This is a genomic window from Urbifossiella limnaea (assembly GCF_007747215.1).
GTDB classification, from domain to species: Bacteria; Planctomycetota; Planctomycetia; order Gemmatales; family Gemmataceae; genus Urbifossiella; species Urbifossiella limnaea.
The window spans coordinates 4,003,324-4,022,030 of the sequence record NZ_CP036273.1 but is presented as its reverse complement, the minus strand read 5'-3'; the positions used below and the strand labels follow the sequence as shown (position 1 = coordinate 4,022,030).

The following is an 18,707-nucleotide window of genomic DNA, read 5'->3' as shown; positions in this document are numbered from 1 at the left end:
GCCCTCAACTCGCCAGCAGGTCCGGCTTCACCTTCTCGACGTAGCTCACCATCACGCCGACCAGAAACCCCTCGATCAGCATGACGGGGACGTGTGCCAACAGCACCAGCCGCGCCAGCGTCGGCCAGTCCTCGATCCCGCCCAGGAGCAGCACCAGGAAGTTCAGGATCGCAGCACCCGCGACCGCGCCGCCGCCCAGCAGCGTGCCACGCGTGAATGCGCGCAGGCCGAGGCGCCGCAGCGCGGGATGCACGGCCGCGACGCCGAGGGCGGGCAGCGCCATGATGCACACGTTCAGCCCGAGCGAGTCGAGGCCGCCGTGCGCCAGCAGGAACAGGTGGAGCGTCAGGCCGACGGCGATCGCCAGTGGCGCCCGCCGGCCGAGGCAGGCGCCGACGAGGCCGTTCAGGATGGGGTGGACGCTCGTCAGGCCTCCGAGCGGTAGCGAGATGCTGGAGGCGACGAAGAACGCCGCGGACAGGACGCCGACGCGGGGGATGTCGCGCTCCGGGAGTCGCCAGCAAGCCGCGGCCAACAGCGCCGCCGCCCCGACGAACCCGCCGACCGCCCACGGCCCGGCGACGACGCCGCCGGACAGGTGGACGGCGAACAGCGACAGCGGCACGTCACTCACTTCCCGCCAACCACGGCCGCCCGCGCCGGCGAGCCGGGCACGTCGGTCAGCTCGACGCGCAGGTCGTCGGCCCGCTTCGCGCGGTCGATCACGACGGTAACCGTCTGTACGCCGGCCGGCAGGTCGAGCACGGTTTCGGCGGCGGGCTCGGCGGCGCGGCCGTTCACGAACACCTGCAACCCGGCGACGCTGTTGAACCGCAGACCGACCTTGCCGGCGGTCGTCACGTCGAGCTGGAAGCGGGCCACGGCCAGCGGGTCGTTGCCGTTCCACACCACGAGCCGCGGCAGCTCGGAGGCCGGCAGCACGCCGCTCACCTTCGAGTACATCGGCGTCCAGGCGAAGGGCGTGCCCGCCTCCGCGGCCGCAGCGAGCCGGGTGCGGCGCGCCAGGTTCATGTTCTCGGGCGTCCCCTCGATGATCTCCCATCGCCGCACCACGCGGGCCGGGTTCGCCGCGTACGGGCCGACCTTGCCGAGCTCGCTCAGGAACCGCGCCAGGTCGGCGACCTCCTGCCGCGTCAGCGGGTCGATCAGACCCTCGGGCATCATCGACTTCGTCGTCTTGCCGCGCTCGGTGATGTCGCGCGTCGGCACCGCGATTTCCTGGTCCTTCTCGTCGCGCAGCACCAGCATCCCGTTCGCCTCGCGGACCACGACGCCGACGCGGACCTTTTCGTCGGCGGTGACGACGCGCTCGGCGTGGAAGCCCTCCTTGATCGCCTTGCTCGGCAGGAGCAGCGACTCGACGAGGTAGTCCGCCGGGGCGCTCGCGCCGATGCTCGACAGGTCCGGACCGACGCGGCCGCCGGCGCCGCCGACGGCGTGGCACGCGAAGCACTGCATCTCGCGGCGGCGGAAGATCGCCTCGCCACGGGAGGCGTCGCCGATCGCCGCCAGGTCGGCGACGCGGGCGCGGATGTCGTCGGGGGTGGGCTCCTTGCGGGCGGCGGTCAGGTCGCCGGCCTTCGTGAGGGCGTCCGTGAGCGCGGCACCGTCGGCGCCGACGGCGGAGCGGACGGCGCGGAGGCCGAGCTTGGCCACGTCGGGCGGCAACTTCGCGGCGGCGAGAGCCTTCGCCAGCACGGGCGCGCCGCCCTTGCGGTTCAGGAAGGCGCCGTACACCTCCAGCAAGTCGTCCTTCGCCTCGGCGGTCGGCAGGAAAGCCGCTGCCTTGCCCGCAGCGGCGGGCAGGTCGAGCGACGCCAGCGACACGATCGCCAGCCGCCGGGCGTCGCCCTTGCCGGTGTCGGCGAGGGAGGCCAAAAACGTCTTCGCCCGCGGGTCGCCGTAGAGCGCAACGGCCTCCATCGCCGCGGCCCGGTCGGCCGTCGCCACGGGCGTCTCGCGCTTGGCGATGCTCTCGATCCCCGGGCGGGTGTTCTGCTCCTTCCACAGCGCCAGGATGCGGCACGCGGACCGGGCCGCGGCGCGGGACTCGGGATTCGTGCCGTTGCTAATTTCGTCGATGAGGTGGAACAGGTTCACCTCATCGCGCGGCTTAGGGACGCGCCGGGTGCGGATGGCGTCCTCCACAGCGGCGACCAGCTCGACGCGCTGGGTTGGAGACACGTTCTCCACCTTGTCGGCGAAGTTCAGCACTTTCACCAACTCGTCGGGGCCGCCAACGCGGGCGAGCAGCATCCACAGGCCGTGCCGGTTGGCGGCGGGGACGGTCTTCCCCTCGATCAGCGCCAACACCGGCTTCACGGCGTCAGCGGTGCCGACGGCGTTGAGCGCGAACGCCAGCTTCTTCGGGTCGCCGCCGAACGTCAACTTGCCGGCTCGGAACTCGGGCATCCACTGGGGTTCGAGTTCACGCGTCGTCAGCCACAGGGCGTAGTCCAGCGTCCGGTCCATCGGCTTGTCGAGAACGCGAAGGGCGATCTCGGCGGCGGATGCCGACTTCGCGCCGACGAGCCCGCGGACGGCTTCGAGCCGCACGCGCGGGTGATCATCGGCGACGGCCGCAGCGAATTGCCCGGTCGCGCCGGGCGCGACCTGCGACAGCACGCGGACGGCCGCGGCACGGGTGCGGAAGTCAGCCGACTTCTGAAGCTTGCTCAGCAACTCGGAGTCGGTGTCGTTCAGTCCTTGCGAAACCCAGAGGGCCTCGAGTCGGGCCGCGTCCGCGTCTGAGGGCAGCGCCGAGACCCACTTCTGCAACTCGGGCTTCACCGACGCCGTGCCGCGCTCCACGAGGACGCGCTTCGCCATCTGGCGGGTGAAGTCCTCGGGTGCTTTGAGTGCCTCCAGCAGCTCGGCTACGCTCGCCCCCTCCAGCTTCGGCCACGGGGCGAGCGGGCGGTTCTTCGCGGTCACGCGCCAGATGCGGCCGTGCGTCTTGTCGCGGCGCGGGTCGCGGAAATCGACCTCGCCGTGCTGGATGATCGGGTTGTACCAGTCGGCGATGTACAGCGCCCCGTCCGGCCCCATCTTCGCGTCGATCGGCCGGAACGCCGGGTGACTGCTCCGGATCAGCGGTTCCTGCTCGCGGCTGGCGTAGCTGCTCCCGTCGTCCTGGAGCTTGAACCGGCACACGCGGTGGCCGCGGAAGTCGCTGGTAATCAGGTCGCCCTGCCACTCCGGCGGGAGGTGCCGGCCGCTGACGATTTCGAGGCCGCAGAACTTCGGCGAGCCGGGGTTCAGCCCTTGCAGGATTCGCGCGACGTGTTGGCCCTGCGACGTGAGATAGTACCCGCCGACGACCAGGTAGTTGATCCCCTCGCCGCCGGCGCCGTCGGTCACGAACGACTGGCCGGCGCGGTCGAAGGCGTGGCCCCAGGTGTTGACCCAGCCGCGGGCGAACACGTCGAGCTGGCTGGTGCCCGGTTCGTAGCGCCAGATCCCGCCCGCGTTCAGCCGGCGGACGCCGTGCGGCGTCTCGATGTGGCTGTGGATGTAGATCGACTGGTTGAAGTACAGCCGGCTGTCCGGCCCCCAGCGGAACGTGTGAATGATGTGGTGCGTGTCCTCGGTGCCGAAGCCGCTGAGGAGCACCTTGCGGCGGTCGGCCTTCCCCCCGGGCTGCGACGCCGACAGGTGAACCAGCTCGGTGCTGTTGGCGACGTAGACGCCACCGTCACCCGGCACCAGTCCGGTGGGAATGAGGAGGCCGTCGGCGAAGACGGTGGTCTTGTCGGCCTTGCCGTCACGGTCGGTGTCTTCGAGGACGATGATCCGGTCGTTGGCCGCCTCGCCGGGCTTGATCTGCGGGTACGTCGCGCTCGACGCCACCCACAGCCGGCCCTTCGCGTCGAAGTTGATCTGGATCGGCTTGTTCAGGAGCGGGTCGGCCGCGTACAGCGACACCTCGAACCCCTCGGCCACCTGGAACGAGCGGCGCTCGACCTCCGGGTCGGGGTCGGGGATCTTGGCGTTCTGCTGGGCGAACGCGGCCGACGGCCACAGGAGCAGCAGCGCCGCGGGGAGGAAGCGGGGCATATGGCGTCCGATTGAGGGGTTACTTTTGGAGGGCGGCGCGGGCGGCCTCGACGGCCGTCTCGGCGGTGGCGACCAGCGGGTCGAACTCGGCGATTTCCTTGGCGTTCTTCCCCTGCTCGTGCTTGCGGAAGCCGAACAGGTACGTCTCGTTCTGCGGCCGCCAGCGGTGGAAGAACAGCTCGTTCTTCGCCACCACGGCGATCCGCAGGGCGTCGAGCTGCTTCCACTCCAGCGTCCGAGGTGCGCCGCCGACCGCGGTCAGGAAGCCCGCCGCCGTGTCGCGGAAGCCGTCGGCGGTCGGGTGGACGCCGTTCTCGGTGAACGTGGTCTGTGAGAAGGTCGGTTGCAGAGCTGTGAACAGGTCCACGAGGGCGAGCCCGCGCGCGGCAGCGACCTTCTTCACCGATTCGGCGTAGAGCGCCAGATCCTTCATACGGGCGTCGCGGGCCTCGGCGCTGAGCATCTTGGGGAACGCCTGCACCGGCGCCGGCGTGAACAACACCACCCGCGCGTTCGCGGGGCGGATTGAGTCCAAGAGCTTGTTCAACCCCTGCTCGAACCGCGGCAGTCCGGCCGCGCCCTCGAACGACTCGTTCGCCCCGAACGCGACCCACACCGTCGTCGGTTTCAGTTCGAGCGTCAGGTTCACCATCCGCTCAAAGCCCTTGGCGGGCGGGTCGAAGGCGGCGCGGGCCTCGCCGAACACGGTGTCGCCGCTCCACCCGAGGTTGCGGACGGTGAACCGCTTGCCGGGGTTGGCCGCGTAAAGTGCCGTCTCCCAGTAGCCGTACCGCTGCTCGCGCTCGACGAGCGTGTTGCCGAGCCACACGACGCGGTCGCCGTCACGGAGTTCGGGGCGGGGCGGGGCGGCGGGCTGGGCCGGCGCGAGCAGCGCGGCGGCGAGCAGGGCAGGGGGGAGAACCACGGCGGACCTCGCGGCGCAGGGGATACGTTCAGGTTACGCCGGCCGCACCGCGGGGGGAAGGTGGCGCCGGCGGCCGCGGGTCGAAGTTGACACCGCCCGCCCTCTGGGGGTATTCCGGCGGCTGCGATCGGCCGAAGAATGCGGGTGGGAACGGGGGGCCGCGGATGCCGGGCTGGGGGCGTTGGGTACTTTCGCTCGTCGTCGTCGCGCTCGTCGCGGTGCCGCCGGTGGCGCTTTTCCGCGCCAACTACGCCCACGCCAAGCGGTTCCGCGAGGTGACCCCCGGCCGCTTCTACCGCTCCGGCCAGATGACCGCCGGCGGCTTCCGCGAGACGATCGAGCGGTACGGCATCAAGACCGTGCTGAACCTCCAGCACGAGAACCCCGACCCGCACATGCCGGAGTCGTGGCTCGGTCGGCCGGCGGTGCTCGAAAGCGACCTCTGCAAGCAACTCGGCGTCCGCTACGTGCTGATGACGCCGGATGTGCTGCCGCAGCCGAACGACGTGACGAAGCAGCCGGCAGTCGTCACCGACTACCTGAAACTGCTCGACGACCCCGCCTCGTACCCGATCCTGATCCACTGCAAGGCCGGCCTCCACCGCACCGGCCGGCTCACGGCGATCTACCGGATGGAGTACGAGGGCTGGAGCACCGGCGACGCCCTCCGCGAACTGCGCGACAACGGCTACGGGTACGCCATGGCCAGCGAGGCCGACGACTTCATCATCCAGTTCGTGAAGCACTACGCGCCGCGGCGGCCGGGCGGGGGACCGAAGTGACCACCACCCTCGACCGCATGGTTCTGTGGAACTACTTCCGCTCCTACGCCATCGTCCTCAGCAGCCTGCTGAGCCTGTACGTCATCATCGACCTGTTCACGAACATCGACTCGTTCGGCCGGGCCGGCGGCGGCGCGGCCGGCGTCATCCGGCACGTCGTCGGCTACTACTCGTACCAGATCGCGCTCATCTTCGACCGCCTGGCCGAGCCCGCGGCCTTGATGGCGGCGGCGTTTACCGTCTCGTGGATGCAGCGTAACAACGAGTTGCTGCCGCAGTTATCGGCCGGCATCCCGACGCGCCGCGTCATCCGCCCGATCCTGATCGGCTCGGCCGTGACGCTGTCGTTCGGGCCGTTGAACCAGGAGTTCATTCTGCCGCGGATCGCCGGGCAGTTGTTGATCGCCAAGGACGACCCCGAGGGCGTGAAGGCGCAGGTGCTGGCCGGGGCCTACGACCCGAGCGGCGTGCAGGTGGAGGGCCTGGCCGGCGTGCGGAAGGAGCGGCGGGTCATCAAGTTCTACGCCACCTTCCCGGAGAACCCGCCGTACCCGATGTTCCACGTCACGGCCGACGAGGCGATCTACTTCCCGCCGGGGTCCGACGGGCCCGTCGCCGGCGGCGTGCCGCCGGGCGGCGGGTGGTGGCTGCGGCTCGGCGAGAAGGAGACGAAGGAGAACCCGCCGCGCGAGCCGCTGCCGCCGAACCTCCGGCAGGTGGAGATCGGCCAGTACTTCCTGACGACTCAGGACGTGGACTACGACATGATGAGCCGGGGGGCCGGGTGGTACCTGTACGCCCCGGTCGGCAAGCTGCGGGAGCTGCTGTCGCGGAACGAGCCGCGGCGGCAGGCCCGGGTGGCGGTGCTCTTCCACACCCGCGTGACGCGGCCGATCACGGGTGCGTTACTGGTGCTGCTCGGGCTGGCGGTGGTGCTTCAGAACCCCAACCGGCACGTGTTCATCAGCACGGGCGTCTGCCTGGCGTTCAGCGTGTGGTTCTACCTGTGCCTGCTCGGCAGCAAGTACCTCGGCGACCAGGGGTACGTCGCCCCACCGCTCTCGGCATGGCTGCCGGTCCTGTTGTTCGGGCCGATCACGGTCGTGGCCTTCGACTCCGTCCACACCTAGCCCGCCGCCGCCGCCCGCGGCGGTGCACTCCGGGGAGCTCCGCCGTGGCGACCGAGCCGTACACCGCCGTGAAGGTGGTGATGATGCCGCAGGACGCGAACCCGCTGCCGGGAGTCGCCACGCTCCCCGACGGCAGTCAGTACCCGGTCTACAACACCGTCTTCGGCGGCGTCATCCTCAGCCACATCGACATGGCCGGGGCCATCGGCGCCCGTCGCGCCGTGCAGTTGAACGGCGGCACGCCCCGCGCCGCGTTCGTGACGGTGGCCCTGAACCGGGTTGAGTTCAAGAAGCCGGTGCTGGTCGGCGATGTGGTGTCGCTCAACGTGTCGGTGGTGAAATTCGGCCGCACGTCGGTCACGGTTCACGTGGACGTGCTGGCCGAGCGCGGCGCCGAGACGATCTCGGTGACGGAAGCCGAGGCGGTGTTCGTCGGCGTGGACATGTCCACGCCTGACCGCAGGCCGATCCCGCTGTTCCCGACGGAAACGAGCCCACCCGCCGGTTAGGCCGGGCGGGCTCGGTCGTCGACTCAGGCGGACGTGGCGGCACGTTCCCAGTCGTCGAGGTACATCCGGACGCGGCCCATGTCGGGCTCACCATCGAGGACGATGACGTCGCCGACGGTGTCCGTGTGGATGTGGCCTCGGAGCCCCTTGCGGCCGAGGTAGGAGAGCAGGGTGGCGCCGTAGGGCGCCGGCACGCGGACTTCGTCGCGGTCGCGGTTGAGCACGGGATGGACGCTCGCGGACATCTGAACCCTCCGTGTTCGACGTGTGGAGAGACGGGTTCGGTCGGGCGAAGTGTTCTAAGCAAGATTGAACCACAGAGCCGCGGTCGCGCCAACCCCCAAACCGAAATCTTCAGGATCGGTTCGTGGGAGCCGCGAACCCGCGGTTGCCGGTGGCTGTCCGGTCCGGTACAAAGAGTACGTTCCGGGCCGTAGCGCAGCTTGGCTAGCGCGCTTGCTTGGGGTAGAAGGGGGCCGCTCATACCGAGCCCCGCTGGCACTTTCCCCAAACCGTTCTCCTGAAGCACTTTTGGAATCCCTGGAACCCGGCCTGCCGTACCATCTGGCAGGGAACCACGGCAGGGAATCGACGAATTCAGGTTCCTGGTTCTCCACCTCGGTTACGAGGAGACCGGAGCCCATGGCCCGCACCCGACACCCCTGGTACCGCAGAGTCCGGAACGCCTGGTTCGTCGAAGTCGACGGCAAGCAGGTCCGGCTAGGGGAGCACCCCGCCGACGCCCCCGGCCCTCGCAAGTCCAAGAACACGGGCCTGTGGAACGCCCCGCCCTCCATCCTCAAGCTCTTCGGCGAACTCATGGGGCAGCGCGAGTCGGAGCCCAGCGCCTCTGCCCCACGGGACTCCGTCGTCTTCCTGTTCGGGCGCTACTTGGGCTGGACGAAGAAGAACAAGGCCGAGGCCACTTACCAGCAGCGTCGCTTCTTCCTGCGCTCGTTCATCCGCTTCCGGAGCGTGCGCTCTAACCCGCCGAACCGGATCACAGTCGACCTCGTCGAGCACTGGCTCGACGCGCACCCTACGTGGACGGCGTCGCGCCGGCACGCGATCCTCTGCGTGCTCGGCGCCTTCAACTGGGCGGTGAACCCGAAGCGGAGGTTGCTGTCGGTCAATCCCATCGCGGGGATCGACGTCCCGCCGGCGACGCGGGTGCGCGCCTACCTGACCCCCGAGCAGCGGAGGGTGCTGTTCGATGCGACCCGGGACGAAGCGTTTCGCGGCTTCCTCACCGCACTGTCGGAGACCGGTTGCCGGCCCGGCGAGGTCGCGGCCGTTACGGCCGCCGACGCGAACCTCGACCTCGGCGTGTGGACGCTCGAGGCGCACAAGACCGGCAGGAAGACCGGGAAGCCGCGGGTAGTGTACCTCACCGACGCGATGGTCGGGTTGACCCGACGGCTCGCCGCGCAGAACCAGGACGGCCCGTTGTTCCTCAACTCGCGGGGCCGGCCGTGGAACCGGAACGCGATCCGCTGCCGGTTCCGCGTCTTGCGGAAGCGGTTCCCCGCCTTCGGGCACTTCACCGCGTACAGCTACCGCCGGGCGTTCGTGACCGACGCCCTCGAGAAGGGCGTTGACGTGGTGAAGGTCGCGGAGTTGGTCGGGCACAGCAGCACCGACATGGTCATGCGGCACTACAGCCAGTTGCAGGAGCGGGTCGCACACATGCGCGAGATGGCGAAGAAGGCCGCCGGGTGAATGCCGCGGCGGCGAGTGGCGTACCTCCTCCGAGTGTTGGCGACGGAAGGGCCGCCGCAGTTCATGAGCCACCCCGAAATCGTCTAGCACCCGCCGTGCTAGACCGCATCCCGGTTGACCGCCACCCCGGAGGGCAAGGCGTACGCGCTCGTGTTCCACGACTAGATGAAGGACGTGGAGGCCGCGGACACCCTGCAGCTGCTTGCCCTGGACCCGGACAAAGACGGCGACTGCTCGTACGCTGCGGCGCTGATGACGCTGGCGGTCGGCCGCAGTGTGGTCGATGGCCACTCCGCGCACCACGTGAAGGCGTTCGACGCCGACCACCGGTACAGGTTCTTCTCCAACACCCGGGCGCCATCCAGTCCGCGCTGTCCCTCAAGACCCTGGAGGTCACCGTCACCTTCCTGGTCGGCGGCACCCCCACGGCCGTTATCGCGTGCGGCAGCCGGGCGACGGGGGCAGACTCAATGCTGGTGGGCATTCCCGGGTGGGCGGTTGCGTGCCCCGGCCGTCCACGAGCTCTCACACCGCCGGTCTGTGGGTTCAACCGAGTCTGACGTGCCGCACGAATTCGCCCGACTTGAGGACCGCCAGCCCGGGGCGAGGGCGGCCTTCCAGCAGGCACCAGGCTCGTCGGTCCCGGCGCAGAGGTCGTTTACGCGAAGTGCTCGGCGTAGGTCTTCGCGTCGTCCCGGCGGGACTTCGCCAGGTACTCGTCCGCGTCCTTCTCGGAGATGCGGATGGTGCCTCGACCAACGCCAAGGCGGGCGTGCGGCAACGTGCCGTTGGCGACGAGCGCGTACACGGTTGAGCGGCTGACGCACCAGCGGTCGGCCACCTCCTGGACGGTCATGTTCCTCACGGGCTATCCCTCGCTTTCACGGGTTCTCACTCGCTGCCGATCCGAACGACTCCGTAAAACTCCGACCGCTACAGGCATTACCCCCTGCCGTCTGCGGCAACGCTAACATCGGTCACCTCATCATCAGAGGTCGAGCCCGGGCCGAAGGGGTTTGACCTCGTCATCGGTCGAGTTCTCACCCCCCGACTGCCCCTTGAGCCATCCCTTCACGGTGTCGAAGTCCGAGCCCAACTTAGAAGCGATTTCTCGTGGGTGCATGCCCGTCGCATAGAGGTCGATCGCGTCCTGTTTGCGCTTCCGGTACGCCTTCTGGCGGCACGCGAGCGAGCAGTGTTCCTTGTCGGTCCGGCCCGCGCCGGTGGCGACCAAGAACCACCGGTCGCAGACTGAACACCGCCGGGTCCGTTTGTTACCCGCCACCGTGTCGGCGAACTGCAGCCAGAGGGCTCCGAGGAGGTCCACTGGCGTGCGGGACCAGCCGGCTGTGCGGCCCCGCGCGTCGTAGCTGAACCGGCACTCGACCCGCTCCCGACACCCCTGGTCGACGGCCTCGGCCACCCGCGCGGTTAGGTCGGGGTCGTCTTTCCCCTCCGCCACCCTTTCCCAGAGCAAACACGGGGCACGCATCGCTTCAATCTGAGCCTTCCAGAAGGACACCGTCTCCGCTCGCTCCCTCCCCAGTCGGTCGGGAGCAAGCCCCGTCCGCCGCACAAGAGCGTCGTTGAGCGGGTCGGCGCCACCGGCGCGATCAGGAGCTAGACCGCCCCCAGCCAGCCAAAGGAAGTCCCCGAGATGGCCGTAGGCATTTGCGAAGTCGAGCATCGCCTGTGGCTCGGGAGCCAACTCCGCGAAGACGCGGAATAATGCGGGCTGCTCGGCGGCCGGCACATACACGCGGTTCGGCCACGGGCGAGACACCACCAGGACTGGCGTCCCGCCACCATCCTTCGGAAGTTCCCAGCCATAACCGGCCTCAGAAACCTTCCAGGCCCACCCGTTCATGTGCTACGCCTCTTCCATGCGCTACGCTTGTTTTCTTCTGTTCTAAGTTTTACACTACATGTCGTCTCGTGGCAAGTGGCTACCCACCCGTGATCGCGCTGTTCCGCATGGCCCCGGTCCGGGCATGCTTTTCCACCCCTCAATGGAGGCGATCGTGTCGAAACCCACAAGCCGCGGCCATTCGACCCCGGTTGCAGCTCTGCGGCTCCCGGCAGTCGTGACCGCTCTACTCAACGACCCCGTGTTCTGCGCACTCGTTCCCGCCCCGCCACGGCGCGGCCGGATCGGCGTCGCCGGCGAGTTCGTCGTCGTCGGCGTGGCGGACTACCTGGCCGCCGTCGAGCGGGAGGAGGTGGATGTTCATGCCGTCCCCGTGGGCGACCCCGACGAGGACCCCGCCGTGGTGCAGATGTTCGGCGCGAAAGACCTGTTGCCGGAGGCCAGGAACGAATTGGCGATGGGCCGGGCCTACGTCGTGACGGAACAGGTGATCAAGGCCATGCCGCCGCTGAACAGCATCAAGGACAAGACGGCCTACAAGCGGAAGCACACGAAGAGGCGGTCCGAGCGGCTGTACAAGATGTGGCGCGAGGTGTTCGGGGTCTCCCGGACCCACCTCTGCCGCTACGCCGGGGCGCTGGCGGCCCCGGCCGAGGTCCGGCGGCAGTTCCTCGCGGGCCACCTCCGCCTCGACGACGTGCTGAGGGTGGTGGCGGCCGGGGCCGAGGTGGCCCGGCGGGTCGACCAGGCTCTGCGGGCCGGCGTCCCGGTGGGGGAGGTACGGAGCCGCCACCTCGGCGGGGGCAGTCCCGCGGCCGTCACGGGGACGCTCGTGGGGTTCGTCAAGTCCATGCACCGGTGGTCGAAGGTACTCGGGCCGCTGGAGGGCGAACCGCCCGAACTGACTCGCGAGCAGGACCGCACCCTCCGGAAAGCCGGGGAGTTGATCGCCCGTCTCCGGCAGAAGGCTGGCTGACGGCCGCCACGTCACCGGGCGGTAGCCCCAGGCCGGGCGCGACGGTGCTGTGGTCTGCGGACAAAGGGCTCACGGCCGAGCACGGGAACGGCACCGCCATCGGCAACATGAGCGCCACCGACACCGGCAACATGAGCGCCACCGACACCGGCAACATGAGCGCCACCGACACCGGCAACATGAGCGCCACCGACACCGGCAACATGATCGCCACCGACACCGGCAACATGATCGCCACCGACACCGGCAACATGATCGCCACCGACACCGGCAACATGATCGCCACCGACACCGGCAACATGATCGCCACCGACACCGGCAACATGAGCGCCACCGACACCGGCAACATGATCGCCACCGACACCGGCAACATGATCGCCACCGACACCGGCAACATGAGCGCCACCGACACCGGCAACATGATCGCCACCGACACCGGCAACATGATCGCCACCAAGTTGGTGTACGGCGTCCCCACCACGAACGAGTTCACCACCACGAACGGGATGGCGTAGACGAACATGCCGCCGCACGGGCACACCACCGGCAACATCACCCCGGCGACGGTAACCGTCCGCACCGCGGGGGCTGTGGCGGCGATTACCCCGCCGCTGGCCGGGCTGAGCCTGTTGACGACCCGCGAGGTGGTCGCGGCGGCGGACGGGTCGCCGGTCCGCCTGAAGTGGGTGACCCGGCCGCTGTTCGCCCCGGCCGACGACCTCGCCGGCACCCCCTGCCTGGCCGGGCCGCGCCCACTGGCTGCCCTCGCGGCCGAGTTCGTCCGCGCCGGCGGAGGCCGCGTCCGGATGCCCGCCCCGGCCCCGTGGTCGCCCGCCGCCCTCGACCCGGGGCTCTGCCCCGACGCCGGGGTGATCGGCGCGGTCGCCCGCGAGCCGTACCTCACCGTCCGCTACGACCGCCGCGTCGTCGACCCGGTGTGGCTGGCGGTGCAGATCCCGCTGGCCTTCGCCGCCAAGTCGGTTGCCGTGGTCGGCAAGACCGTGGGGCAGGTCGACGCGTTCGTCGCCCTGGCCCGCGACGCCGGGCTGGACGTGACGACGTTCACCGGCCCCCGCGGCCGCGAACTCCCCCGGACCCGCGTCGCCGTCAGCACCTTCGAGGGGCTGGCGCACGACGACGCGCTGCTGGCCCGGCGCGAGGTCGTCGTCGTCCTGGACGTGCTCGAGGGGCTGGAAAAGCGGGCGCTCCGCGCCGTCGAGTGCGCCAGCCCCGGGCGGCTGGTCGGGCTGCTGGCCGACACCGCCGCCGTGCCCCCGGCCGATCTCGACCGGCTGATGCGCGTCTACGGCCTCGCCGAGGTGCGGGTCGGCCGCCACGGCCTGACCGACCGCGCCGTGGTGTACGGAGCTGTGCCGTACCGAGGAACCCGGCTCGCAATAGGGCTACCCCCCGGGAAGGTGAAGGACATCGGCGTCTGGGCCAACGCCGGCCGCAACCGGCAGATCGCCGACATCGCGGCCGCGCTACACACCGGCGACCACCGGGCAGTCACGAGGCTGGTGCCGAAGAGTCTCCGTCGCCGGTTGCCCCCGTCCGGTCGACGAGCGAAGACCGGGTACCACGTCGCCGTGGTCGTCGAGAACGCCGAGCACGGGAACCGGGTCCTCTCGCTGTTGCCCGGCTGGGCGGGGGCGGGGCGCGGACTCTGCCCGTTGCCGGCGCCCGGGCGCACGGGACTGGGCTGGGGCGAGCCGGTCGGCGGCGAGCCGGCCGCCGTCGTCTGCACCTTTGGCGGGCTCAAGGAGGTCCCCCTCGGGGAGTACGACGTGGTGATCCGGGCCGACGGCGGCACCGGCCCCTTGCCCCGCGCCGCCGACTTCGGCTCGGCGGACTCGACCGCCCCGGAGTTGGTGTTCATCGACATCGACGACCGCTTCCACCGCGGCCTGCAGCGCAACGGCCGCAGCCGGCGGGCGGCGTACCGCCGGCTGGGCTGGCGGTCGATCGCCGAGCCGGCGGGGTCCGACCAACTCCGCCGCTACCTGGCGCGCCACCCTGATGGGGACGCGATCCGGGGCACCTTGGCGGCCACGAAGCTGGTCGGGGGCGACTCCACCACCACCGACGCCGACGCCGACGCCGACGACACCACCGCGCAGGCGGAACCGATTGTGGTAGCGCTGCTCCAACCGTCAACGGCACAACTGACGCCACCGACCGGCCGGCCGCGTCGCCTGCCGCCGAACCGGCTCTCGGGCTATTCGCGGCACTCCCGCTTGCGCCCCAAGAACGAGGCGCGGAGGGTGCTCGAGGGACGCAACGGCTACCTGCCGCTGGTCGACGAGATCGTCGGCACCGACAACCTGTACGCGGTGCTGCTCGACATGACGGGCTCCGGCGCCGGGTGGGGCGCGGGCGAGGACGGCATCGGGCTGTACGACCTGTCCCCGCGCGAGTGGGTCGGCCACCTCCGCGGCCTGTCAGTGCGGGTGCTCGACGGCGGCTACCGGCCCGAGCCGACCCGTCTCGTCAAGGTCCCGAAGCCCGACGGCAGGTTCCGCCCCATCGAGGTGGGCTCGGTCCTGGACCGGGTGCTGGCCGGCGCCCTGAACCGCGCGCTGGCCCCGCACCTCGACCCGCACTTCCTGGGCGGCTCGTACGGGTTCCGGTCGGCCGGGTCGGCGGCGCCGCCGGACCTCCGCCGCGACCACTGGGACGCGCTCGCCGCCCTGAAGGCGTACGTCGACTACACCGGCATCACCAACATCGTGGACGACGACGTGAAGCAGGCGTTCCCGAGCGTCTGCCACGACCTGCTGCTGGCGGACATCGAGGCGATGCTCGCCACCGCGCTGCCCAAGAACTACGACCCCGCCCCGTTACTCAACCTGGTCGAGGCGATCGTCCGGGGTCGCGACCCTCGCCACCACCGAAAGGAGGGAGTCGGCATCACCCAGGGGTGTCCGCTGTCGCCCCTGTTGTTGAACACCCACCTGCACCCCCGGCACGACCTCGCCGTCGACCGGGAGGGGGCACTCATCCCGTTCTGGACCAGATACGCCGACAACGTCGCGTACCTGGTCCGGAGCGAGACCGACGGCGTGGAGGCGCTCGGGTTGGTCCGCCAACTCCTCGGACAGGTCGGCCTCGACCTCAAGGGGACGACGGCCGGACCGTCTACACCGACCGACCTCCGTGTCCGACCCGTGGAACTCCTGGGGTTCACCCTCCAGGTTCGTGACAGGAAGGTCGTCCCGGACATCCCGGACGACGCCTGGACGGACCTGGCGGCGGCTCTCCAGGACGCCCACCGGGCGGACGACCCGGGGACGCAGGCCAGGTCCATCCTCTGCGGATGGGCGGCAGCCTGCGGACCGGCCGTCGAGAACCGGCTGGAGGCCGTCCACCAGACCATCCTCTCCACCGCCCGGGAGAACGGGTTCGACGGGGCCATCTCCCCAGAGAAGCTGTCCGAACGGCTGCGGGGCTCACGGAACCGATGGCGGGGGAAGCTCGAGAGGGCAGCCCGTCAAGGACGTGAGTCCAGAGAAGGATGACGACGGTGACGGGCAGCTCCGCCGCCCAGTCCCGCGGGGCCGGATCAGCTGACTGTTCCAGTCCCGCAGTAGTGCTGCCCCTGATCGACCCGCTGGCGGGTCCGTCGGGGTGCGGTGGGGTGACGTAACCCCGGCCCATCACACTGGGCCGGCGTAGTGGGCGACGAGGTGCCGCCCCGACGAACTCACACAAGGAGGGATCAACGTGGCGATTCTCGACGACGAGCGACTGGCGCCGACGGTTCGCCAGCTGGAGCGTCACCTTCAACAACGGGTGGTGAAGCTGGCCTGGTACCACCGGCTCGGGGTCCTCCTCGGCCGAATCCAGGAGTGTAGCCGGTACGGGGACGACTGGATCAGGGCCGTCGGGGGTCGGTTCGGGCTGGATCGCAGCCTGATCTACTCGACTCTCAACTGCGCGGGCCGGTGTTCGCCGGCGGACATCCGCGCGTGGGACGGCCGCATCAGCTGGGCGAAGCTCTGCGTCGCCCTGAGGGTCAAGGACGACGAGCGGCGGGCCGCCACGATCAACCGGGCGATCACGCTCGCCCAGCCGGTCCGCGAGATGAGTGCCGACGTGGGCTGTCACGAGGTCAGCAACCGCCCGCGCGGCGGCCGGCGGGCCGCGCCGCCACGGTCCAAGGGGTTCGAGCGGAACGTCGCCGGCTACCTGCGGCAGCTCGACCGCCAGACCAGTTACCAGGACGCCATCTTCGCCGCCCAGTCCGGGGGGCTGCTCGCCACCATCCGGGACGGGGTGTCGACCCCGCCGCGGGTCCTCGGGGACCTGCGCAGCCTGGTCGTCGAACTGGACCGGGTGGGGCGCACCCTCACCGCCGACGCGGTCCAACTGGCGGACGCCCTCGCCGACCTGGAGCGAACCGGGTCGGAGGTGGACGTGAGCTGAACGGCGTGTCGGGGGCGCCAACCCCGGGTCCGCCCCGCCAACGCGACGGCAGAAGGAACAAGCCCATAGGAACCGGCGGCAAGGCCGCCGCCACAACGGAGTACAAATCCTGTGTCAACCTTGCCCGAGATCATCCACCGCAGCCTTAACCCGGCCGCCGCGGACGACGAGTTGCTCGACCCGCTGGTCGCCAGCCGGCCGCTCCGCCCGCTCGACTGGCGCTGGCGGTTCGCCGGGACGCTCCTGCGGTACGGCCGGACGCCGCACGCCGAGTCCGACGACCCGTGGGTCCACCGGGCGTTCGGCCTCCGCCGCCACCTCGCCGACCCCACCGCCGACCACCCGCGGCCGTCGACCCCGTTACTGGCCGCCCACGACCTGCTCCGGTCCCCGCACCCGTTCGGCCGGTGGGTGGTGGAGGCCCGGCTGGCGGCCGGCCAGGGGGTCGCCGCCGTAGCGAGCGCCTGCGGCCTGTCGGCGGCCACGGTGACGGCGTACGACCGGGTGTTCTTCGACGTCTGCGGCCGCCGGAAGAATCGGAGCGTCGTCCACAACACGGTCATCGTCCCGCTGCTTATCCGGCAGGGCGGGGTGGACGACGCCGAGCGGGCGCTCAAGGTGATCGGGTACCGCCGCGGGCCGGGGGCGATCGACCTGCTGGTGCAGTACTTCACCACTAGCCCGCCCGACGTCCCGCCGGACGTGGTGGGGGTCGGGCTGGACGTGTTGCAGGACTGGGAGTGGCGGCTGACCGTCCGGCTCGCCGTCGCCACCGAGGCGGTGCCGGCCGACCGCCTCAAGACCCTCGGGCCGCTGACCGGTCTTCTCTCCCGGGTACGAAAGCGGCTCGCCGCCCTCCGCGCCGCGGACACGGGCGACCCCACCTCCGACCGAGCCGCACCCGGCGCCGACGGCGCGGTGACCGGGGCCGGGGCGGCGCAGTGACGGGCGGGGGACACAACGATGCCGTGGGAGACGCGCAAGGGGAAGAAGTACTACTACCGCACGGTGAAGCGGGGCGGGCGGGTCTGGCGGGAATACTGGGGGTGCGGCCCCGACGCCCGGCTCGCGGCCGCCCTCGACGCCGAGGAGCGGCAGCGGCGGGCCGGCATGGCGGCCGCGTTTCGGGACGAGCGGGTGCGGGCAGTGGCGGCGGACGCGGCCGCCGCCCTGTTCGCGGGACTGGTCATGGACCTGCTCCGGGCGGAGTTGGTGGCCGCGGGCTACCACCAGCACGCCCGGGGTCACTGGAGAAGACGGCATGGACGCGACGAACAATGACCCGGCCGCCGGGGCCGGGTTCCCGGCCGGGGTGAGGCAGATGCTGCTCGCGGCGATGGGCGGGGACCTGTCGACCCTCCCGGGGCTGCGCCAGTTCCTGAAGGAGAACGAGCGGGTGTGGCGGGAGGTCGGGGACCTGGGGCTGAAGGCCGAGCGGTCGTGGATCGGGCTGGCCGCCGGGCACGACCTGGTGGTCCGGGAGGCGCTCGACCTCGAGCTGCGGCGGCTGACCGCCGCGCTGGCCGGGGACGGGGCGCCGCTGATCGAGCAGCTACTGGCCCGACAGGCAGGACTCGCCTGGCTGGAGAGCCAGTACTTCGCGGCGCGGGCGGCCCAGACCGGCCTTCAGGACCTCCCCGACACCCACCGGCGATTCTTGCTCGACCGGGCCGACCGCGCGCAGGCGAAGTTCGCCGCGGCCCTCAAGCAGCTGGCTCTCTGCCGGCGGCTGCTGACTCCCCTGCCGAGGCCCGCCCCGGCGACCCCGGTCAGTAAGCCCGCCGCCCCGGTCCGCACCAAGGGCCGGCGGCGCGCTGCGCCGACCCGCGCCGCGCGGCTCGTCCACGGGTAGGCGGGGCCGGCCGAGTTACTACCGGGAAGGGTCGGCTAAAGGACCGACCCTTCCCGGTCTCATTCGCCGGGCGGTGCTGGAGATTCTCCCCAGCACCGGCCCGGGCTGGCGGGAGACAATGCGCACCCGCGGGGCGGGTTCCAGGTTATGCAGCTGGCGACAGTCCAGTAGTTGATTGGTCCGGACGGGCCGCCGGTGGGCGGCCCGATAGCACCCCGCGATCCGTCGGGGGAGGAGTAGCGAGACGTGCTATTTATGAGCCAAGTCCCCTCAAATTCGATCTGGCGGTGTTGAGCTTCAGACCCTCGGGGTGTCGGACCGACGCAGCAAAGACCGTGTCCGTTCGGACTCGCCGCGATCGGATCCGGCATCGTGGGCTTCGACTACCCTAACCGCCGAATCGCCTGCGATCCTAAACCGTATCGCTTGTGCTAACCGGCGGCCT

17 protein-coding genes are annotated in these 18,707 nt (G+C 70.5%); 11 read left to right on the top strand and 6 right to left on the bottom strand.

Going from position 1 to position 18,707, the window contains the following annotated elements; all coding sequences use genetic code 11:
• Positions 1–4: 4 nt before the first annotated feature.
• Genes ETAA1_RS16450 through ETAA1_RS16440 form a run of 3 tightly spaced genes read right to left on the bottom strand, consistent with a single transcriptional unit; the run spans position 5 to position 5,002 of the window.
• The gene (locus ETAA1_RS16450) at positions 5–625 is read right to left on the bottom strand and encodes a CbiM family transporter (protein WP_202920177.1); all 621 of its coding nucleotides are present in this window, start codon (positions 623–625) and stop codon (positions 5–7) included.
• 5 nt (positions 626–630) lie between these two features.
• Positions 631–4,077: a PVC-type heme-binding CxxCH protein gene (locus ETAA1_RS16445; RefSeq protein ID WP_145240294.1), complete on the bottom strand. Its 3,447-nt coding sequence runs from the start codon at positions 4,075–4,077 to the stop codon at positions 631–633.
• Positions 4,078–4,096: 19 nt separating this feature from the next.
• A complete protein-coding gene (locus ETAA1_RS16440) occupies positions 4,097–5,002 on the bottom strand; it encodes an SGNH/GDSL hydrolase family protein (protein WP_202920176.1) in 906 nt (301 codons plus the stop codon).
• 164 nt (positions 5,003–5,166) lie between these two features.
• On the opposite strand from ETAA1_RS16440, the gene ETAA1_RS16435 reads away from it, so the two are divergent.
• Genes ETAA1_RS16435 through ETAA1_RS16425 form a run of 3 tightly spaced genes read left to right on the top strand, consistent with a single transcriptional unit; the run spans position 5,167 to position 7,423 of the window.
• A complete protein-coding gene (locus ETAA1_RS16435) occupies positions 5,167–5,784 on the top strand; it encodes a fused DSP-PTPase phosphatase/NAD kinase-like protein (protein ID WP_145240290.1) in 618 nt (205 codons plus the stop codon).
• The gene (locus tag ETAA1_RS16430) at positions 5,781–6,914 is read left to right on the top strand and encodes an LptF/LptG family permease (protein ID WP_145240288.1); all 1,134 of its coding nucleotides are present in this window, start codon (positions 5,781–5,783) and stop codon (positions 6,912–6,914) included. The genes ETAA1_RS16435 and ETAA1_RS16430 overlap by 4 nt, the downstream gene beginning before the upstream one ends.
• A gap of 44 nt (positions 6,915–6,958) precedes the next feature.
• Complete coding sequence (locus tag ETAA1_RS16425) at positions 6,959–7,423, top strand: acyl-CoA thioesterase (protein WP_238389233.1); 465 nt, start codon at positions 6,959–6,961, stop codon at positions 7,421–7,423.
• A gap of 23 nt (positions 7,424–7,446) precedes the next feature.
• On the opposite strand, the gene ETAA1_RS16420 is transcribed toward ETAA1_RS16425, so the two are convergent.
• Positions 7,447–7,668, bottom strand: a complete 222-nt coding sequence (locus tag ETAA1_RS16420; protein WP_145240284.1) for a hypothetical protein — start codon at positions 7,666–7,668, stop codon at positions 7,447–7,449.
• Positions 7,669–8,065: 397 nt separating this feature from the next.
• Between ETAA1_RS16420 and ETAA1_RS16415 the strand changes: the two genes are divergently transcribed.
• Positions 8,066–9,142, top strand: a complete 1,077-nt coding sequence (locus tag ETAA1_RS16415) for a tyrosine-type recombinase/integrase (protein WP_145240282.1) — start codon at positions 8,066–8,068, stop codon at positions 9,140–9,142.
• Positions 9,143–9,800: 658 nt separating this feature from the next.
• Here the strand turns inward: ETAA1_RS16415 and ETAA1_RS16410 are convergent.
• Together ETAA1_RS16410 and ETAA1_RS16405 are read right to left on the bottom strand one after the other, a co-directional pair.
• Positions 9,801–9,998 (bottom strand): helix-turn-helix domain-containing protein, encoded by a 198-nt coding sequence (locus tag ETAA1_RS16410; protein WP_145240280.1) that lies wholly within the window; start codon positions 9,996–9,998, stop codon positions 9,801–9,803.
• 132 nt (positions 9,999–10,130) lie between these two features.
• Positions 10,131–11,009 (bottom strand): IS1 family transposase, encoded by an 879-nt coding sequence (locus ETAA1_RS16405; protein ID WP_145240278.1) that lies wholly within the window; start codon positions 11,007–11,009, stop codon positions 10,131–10,133.
• A 154-nt stretch (positions 11,010–11,163) separates the two neighbouring features.
• Between ETAA1_RS16405 and ETAA1_RS16400 the strand changes: the two genes are divergently transcribed.
• From ETAA1_RS16400 to ETAA1_RS16370, 7 genes are all read left to right on the top strand, one after another.
• Positions 11,164–11,985 (top strand): hypothetical protein, encoded by an 822-nt coding sequence (locus tag ETAA1_RS16400; protein ID WP_145240276.1) that lies wholly within the window; start codon positions 11,164–11,166, stop codon positions 11,983–11,985.
• A 44-nt stretch (positions 11,986–12,029) separates the two neighbouring features.
• Entirely contained in the window at positions 12,030–12,500 is a 471-nt protein-coding gene (locus ETAA1_RS16395; RefSeq protein WP_145240274.1) for a hypothetical protein, read from the top strand.
• Between the two features lie 6 nt (positions 12,501–12,506).
• The gene (locus ETAA1_RS16390) at positions 12,507–15,503 is read left to right on the top strand and encodes a reverse transcriptase domain-containing protein (RefSeq protein WP_145240272.1); all 2,997 of its coding nucleotides are present in this window, start codon (positions 12,507–12,509) and stop codon (positions 15,501–15,503) included.
• Positions 15,504–15,708: 205 nt separating this feature from the next.
• Positions 15,709–16,410, top strand: a complete 702-nt coding sequence (locus ETAA1_RS16385) for a hypothetical protein (RefSeq protein ID WP_145240270.1) — start codon at positions 15,709–15,711, stop codon at positions 16,408–16,410.
• A 111-nt stretch (positions 16,411–16,521) separates the two neighbouring features.
• A complete protein-coding gene (locus ETAA1_RS16380) occupies positions 16,522–17,355 on the top strand; it encodes a hypothetical protein (protein WP_145240268.1) in 834 nt (277 codons plus the stop codon).
• An 18-nt stretch (positions 17,356–17,373) separates the two neighbouring features.
• Positions 17,374–17,691 (top strand): hypothetical protein, encoded by a 318-nt coding sequence (locus ETAA1_RS16375; RefSeq protein ID WP_145240266.1) that lies wholly within the window; start codon positions 17,374–17,376, stop codon positions 17,689–17,691.
• Positions 17,672–18,262, top strand: a complete 591-nt coding sequence (locus ETAA1_RS16370) for a hypothetical protein (protein ID WP_145240264.1) — start codon at positions 17,672–17,674, stop codon at positions 18,260–18,262. The genes ETAA1_RS16375 and ETAA1_RS16370 overlap by 20 nt, the downstream gene beginning before the upstream one ends.
• Positions 18,263–18,707 lie beyond the last annotated feature (445 nt).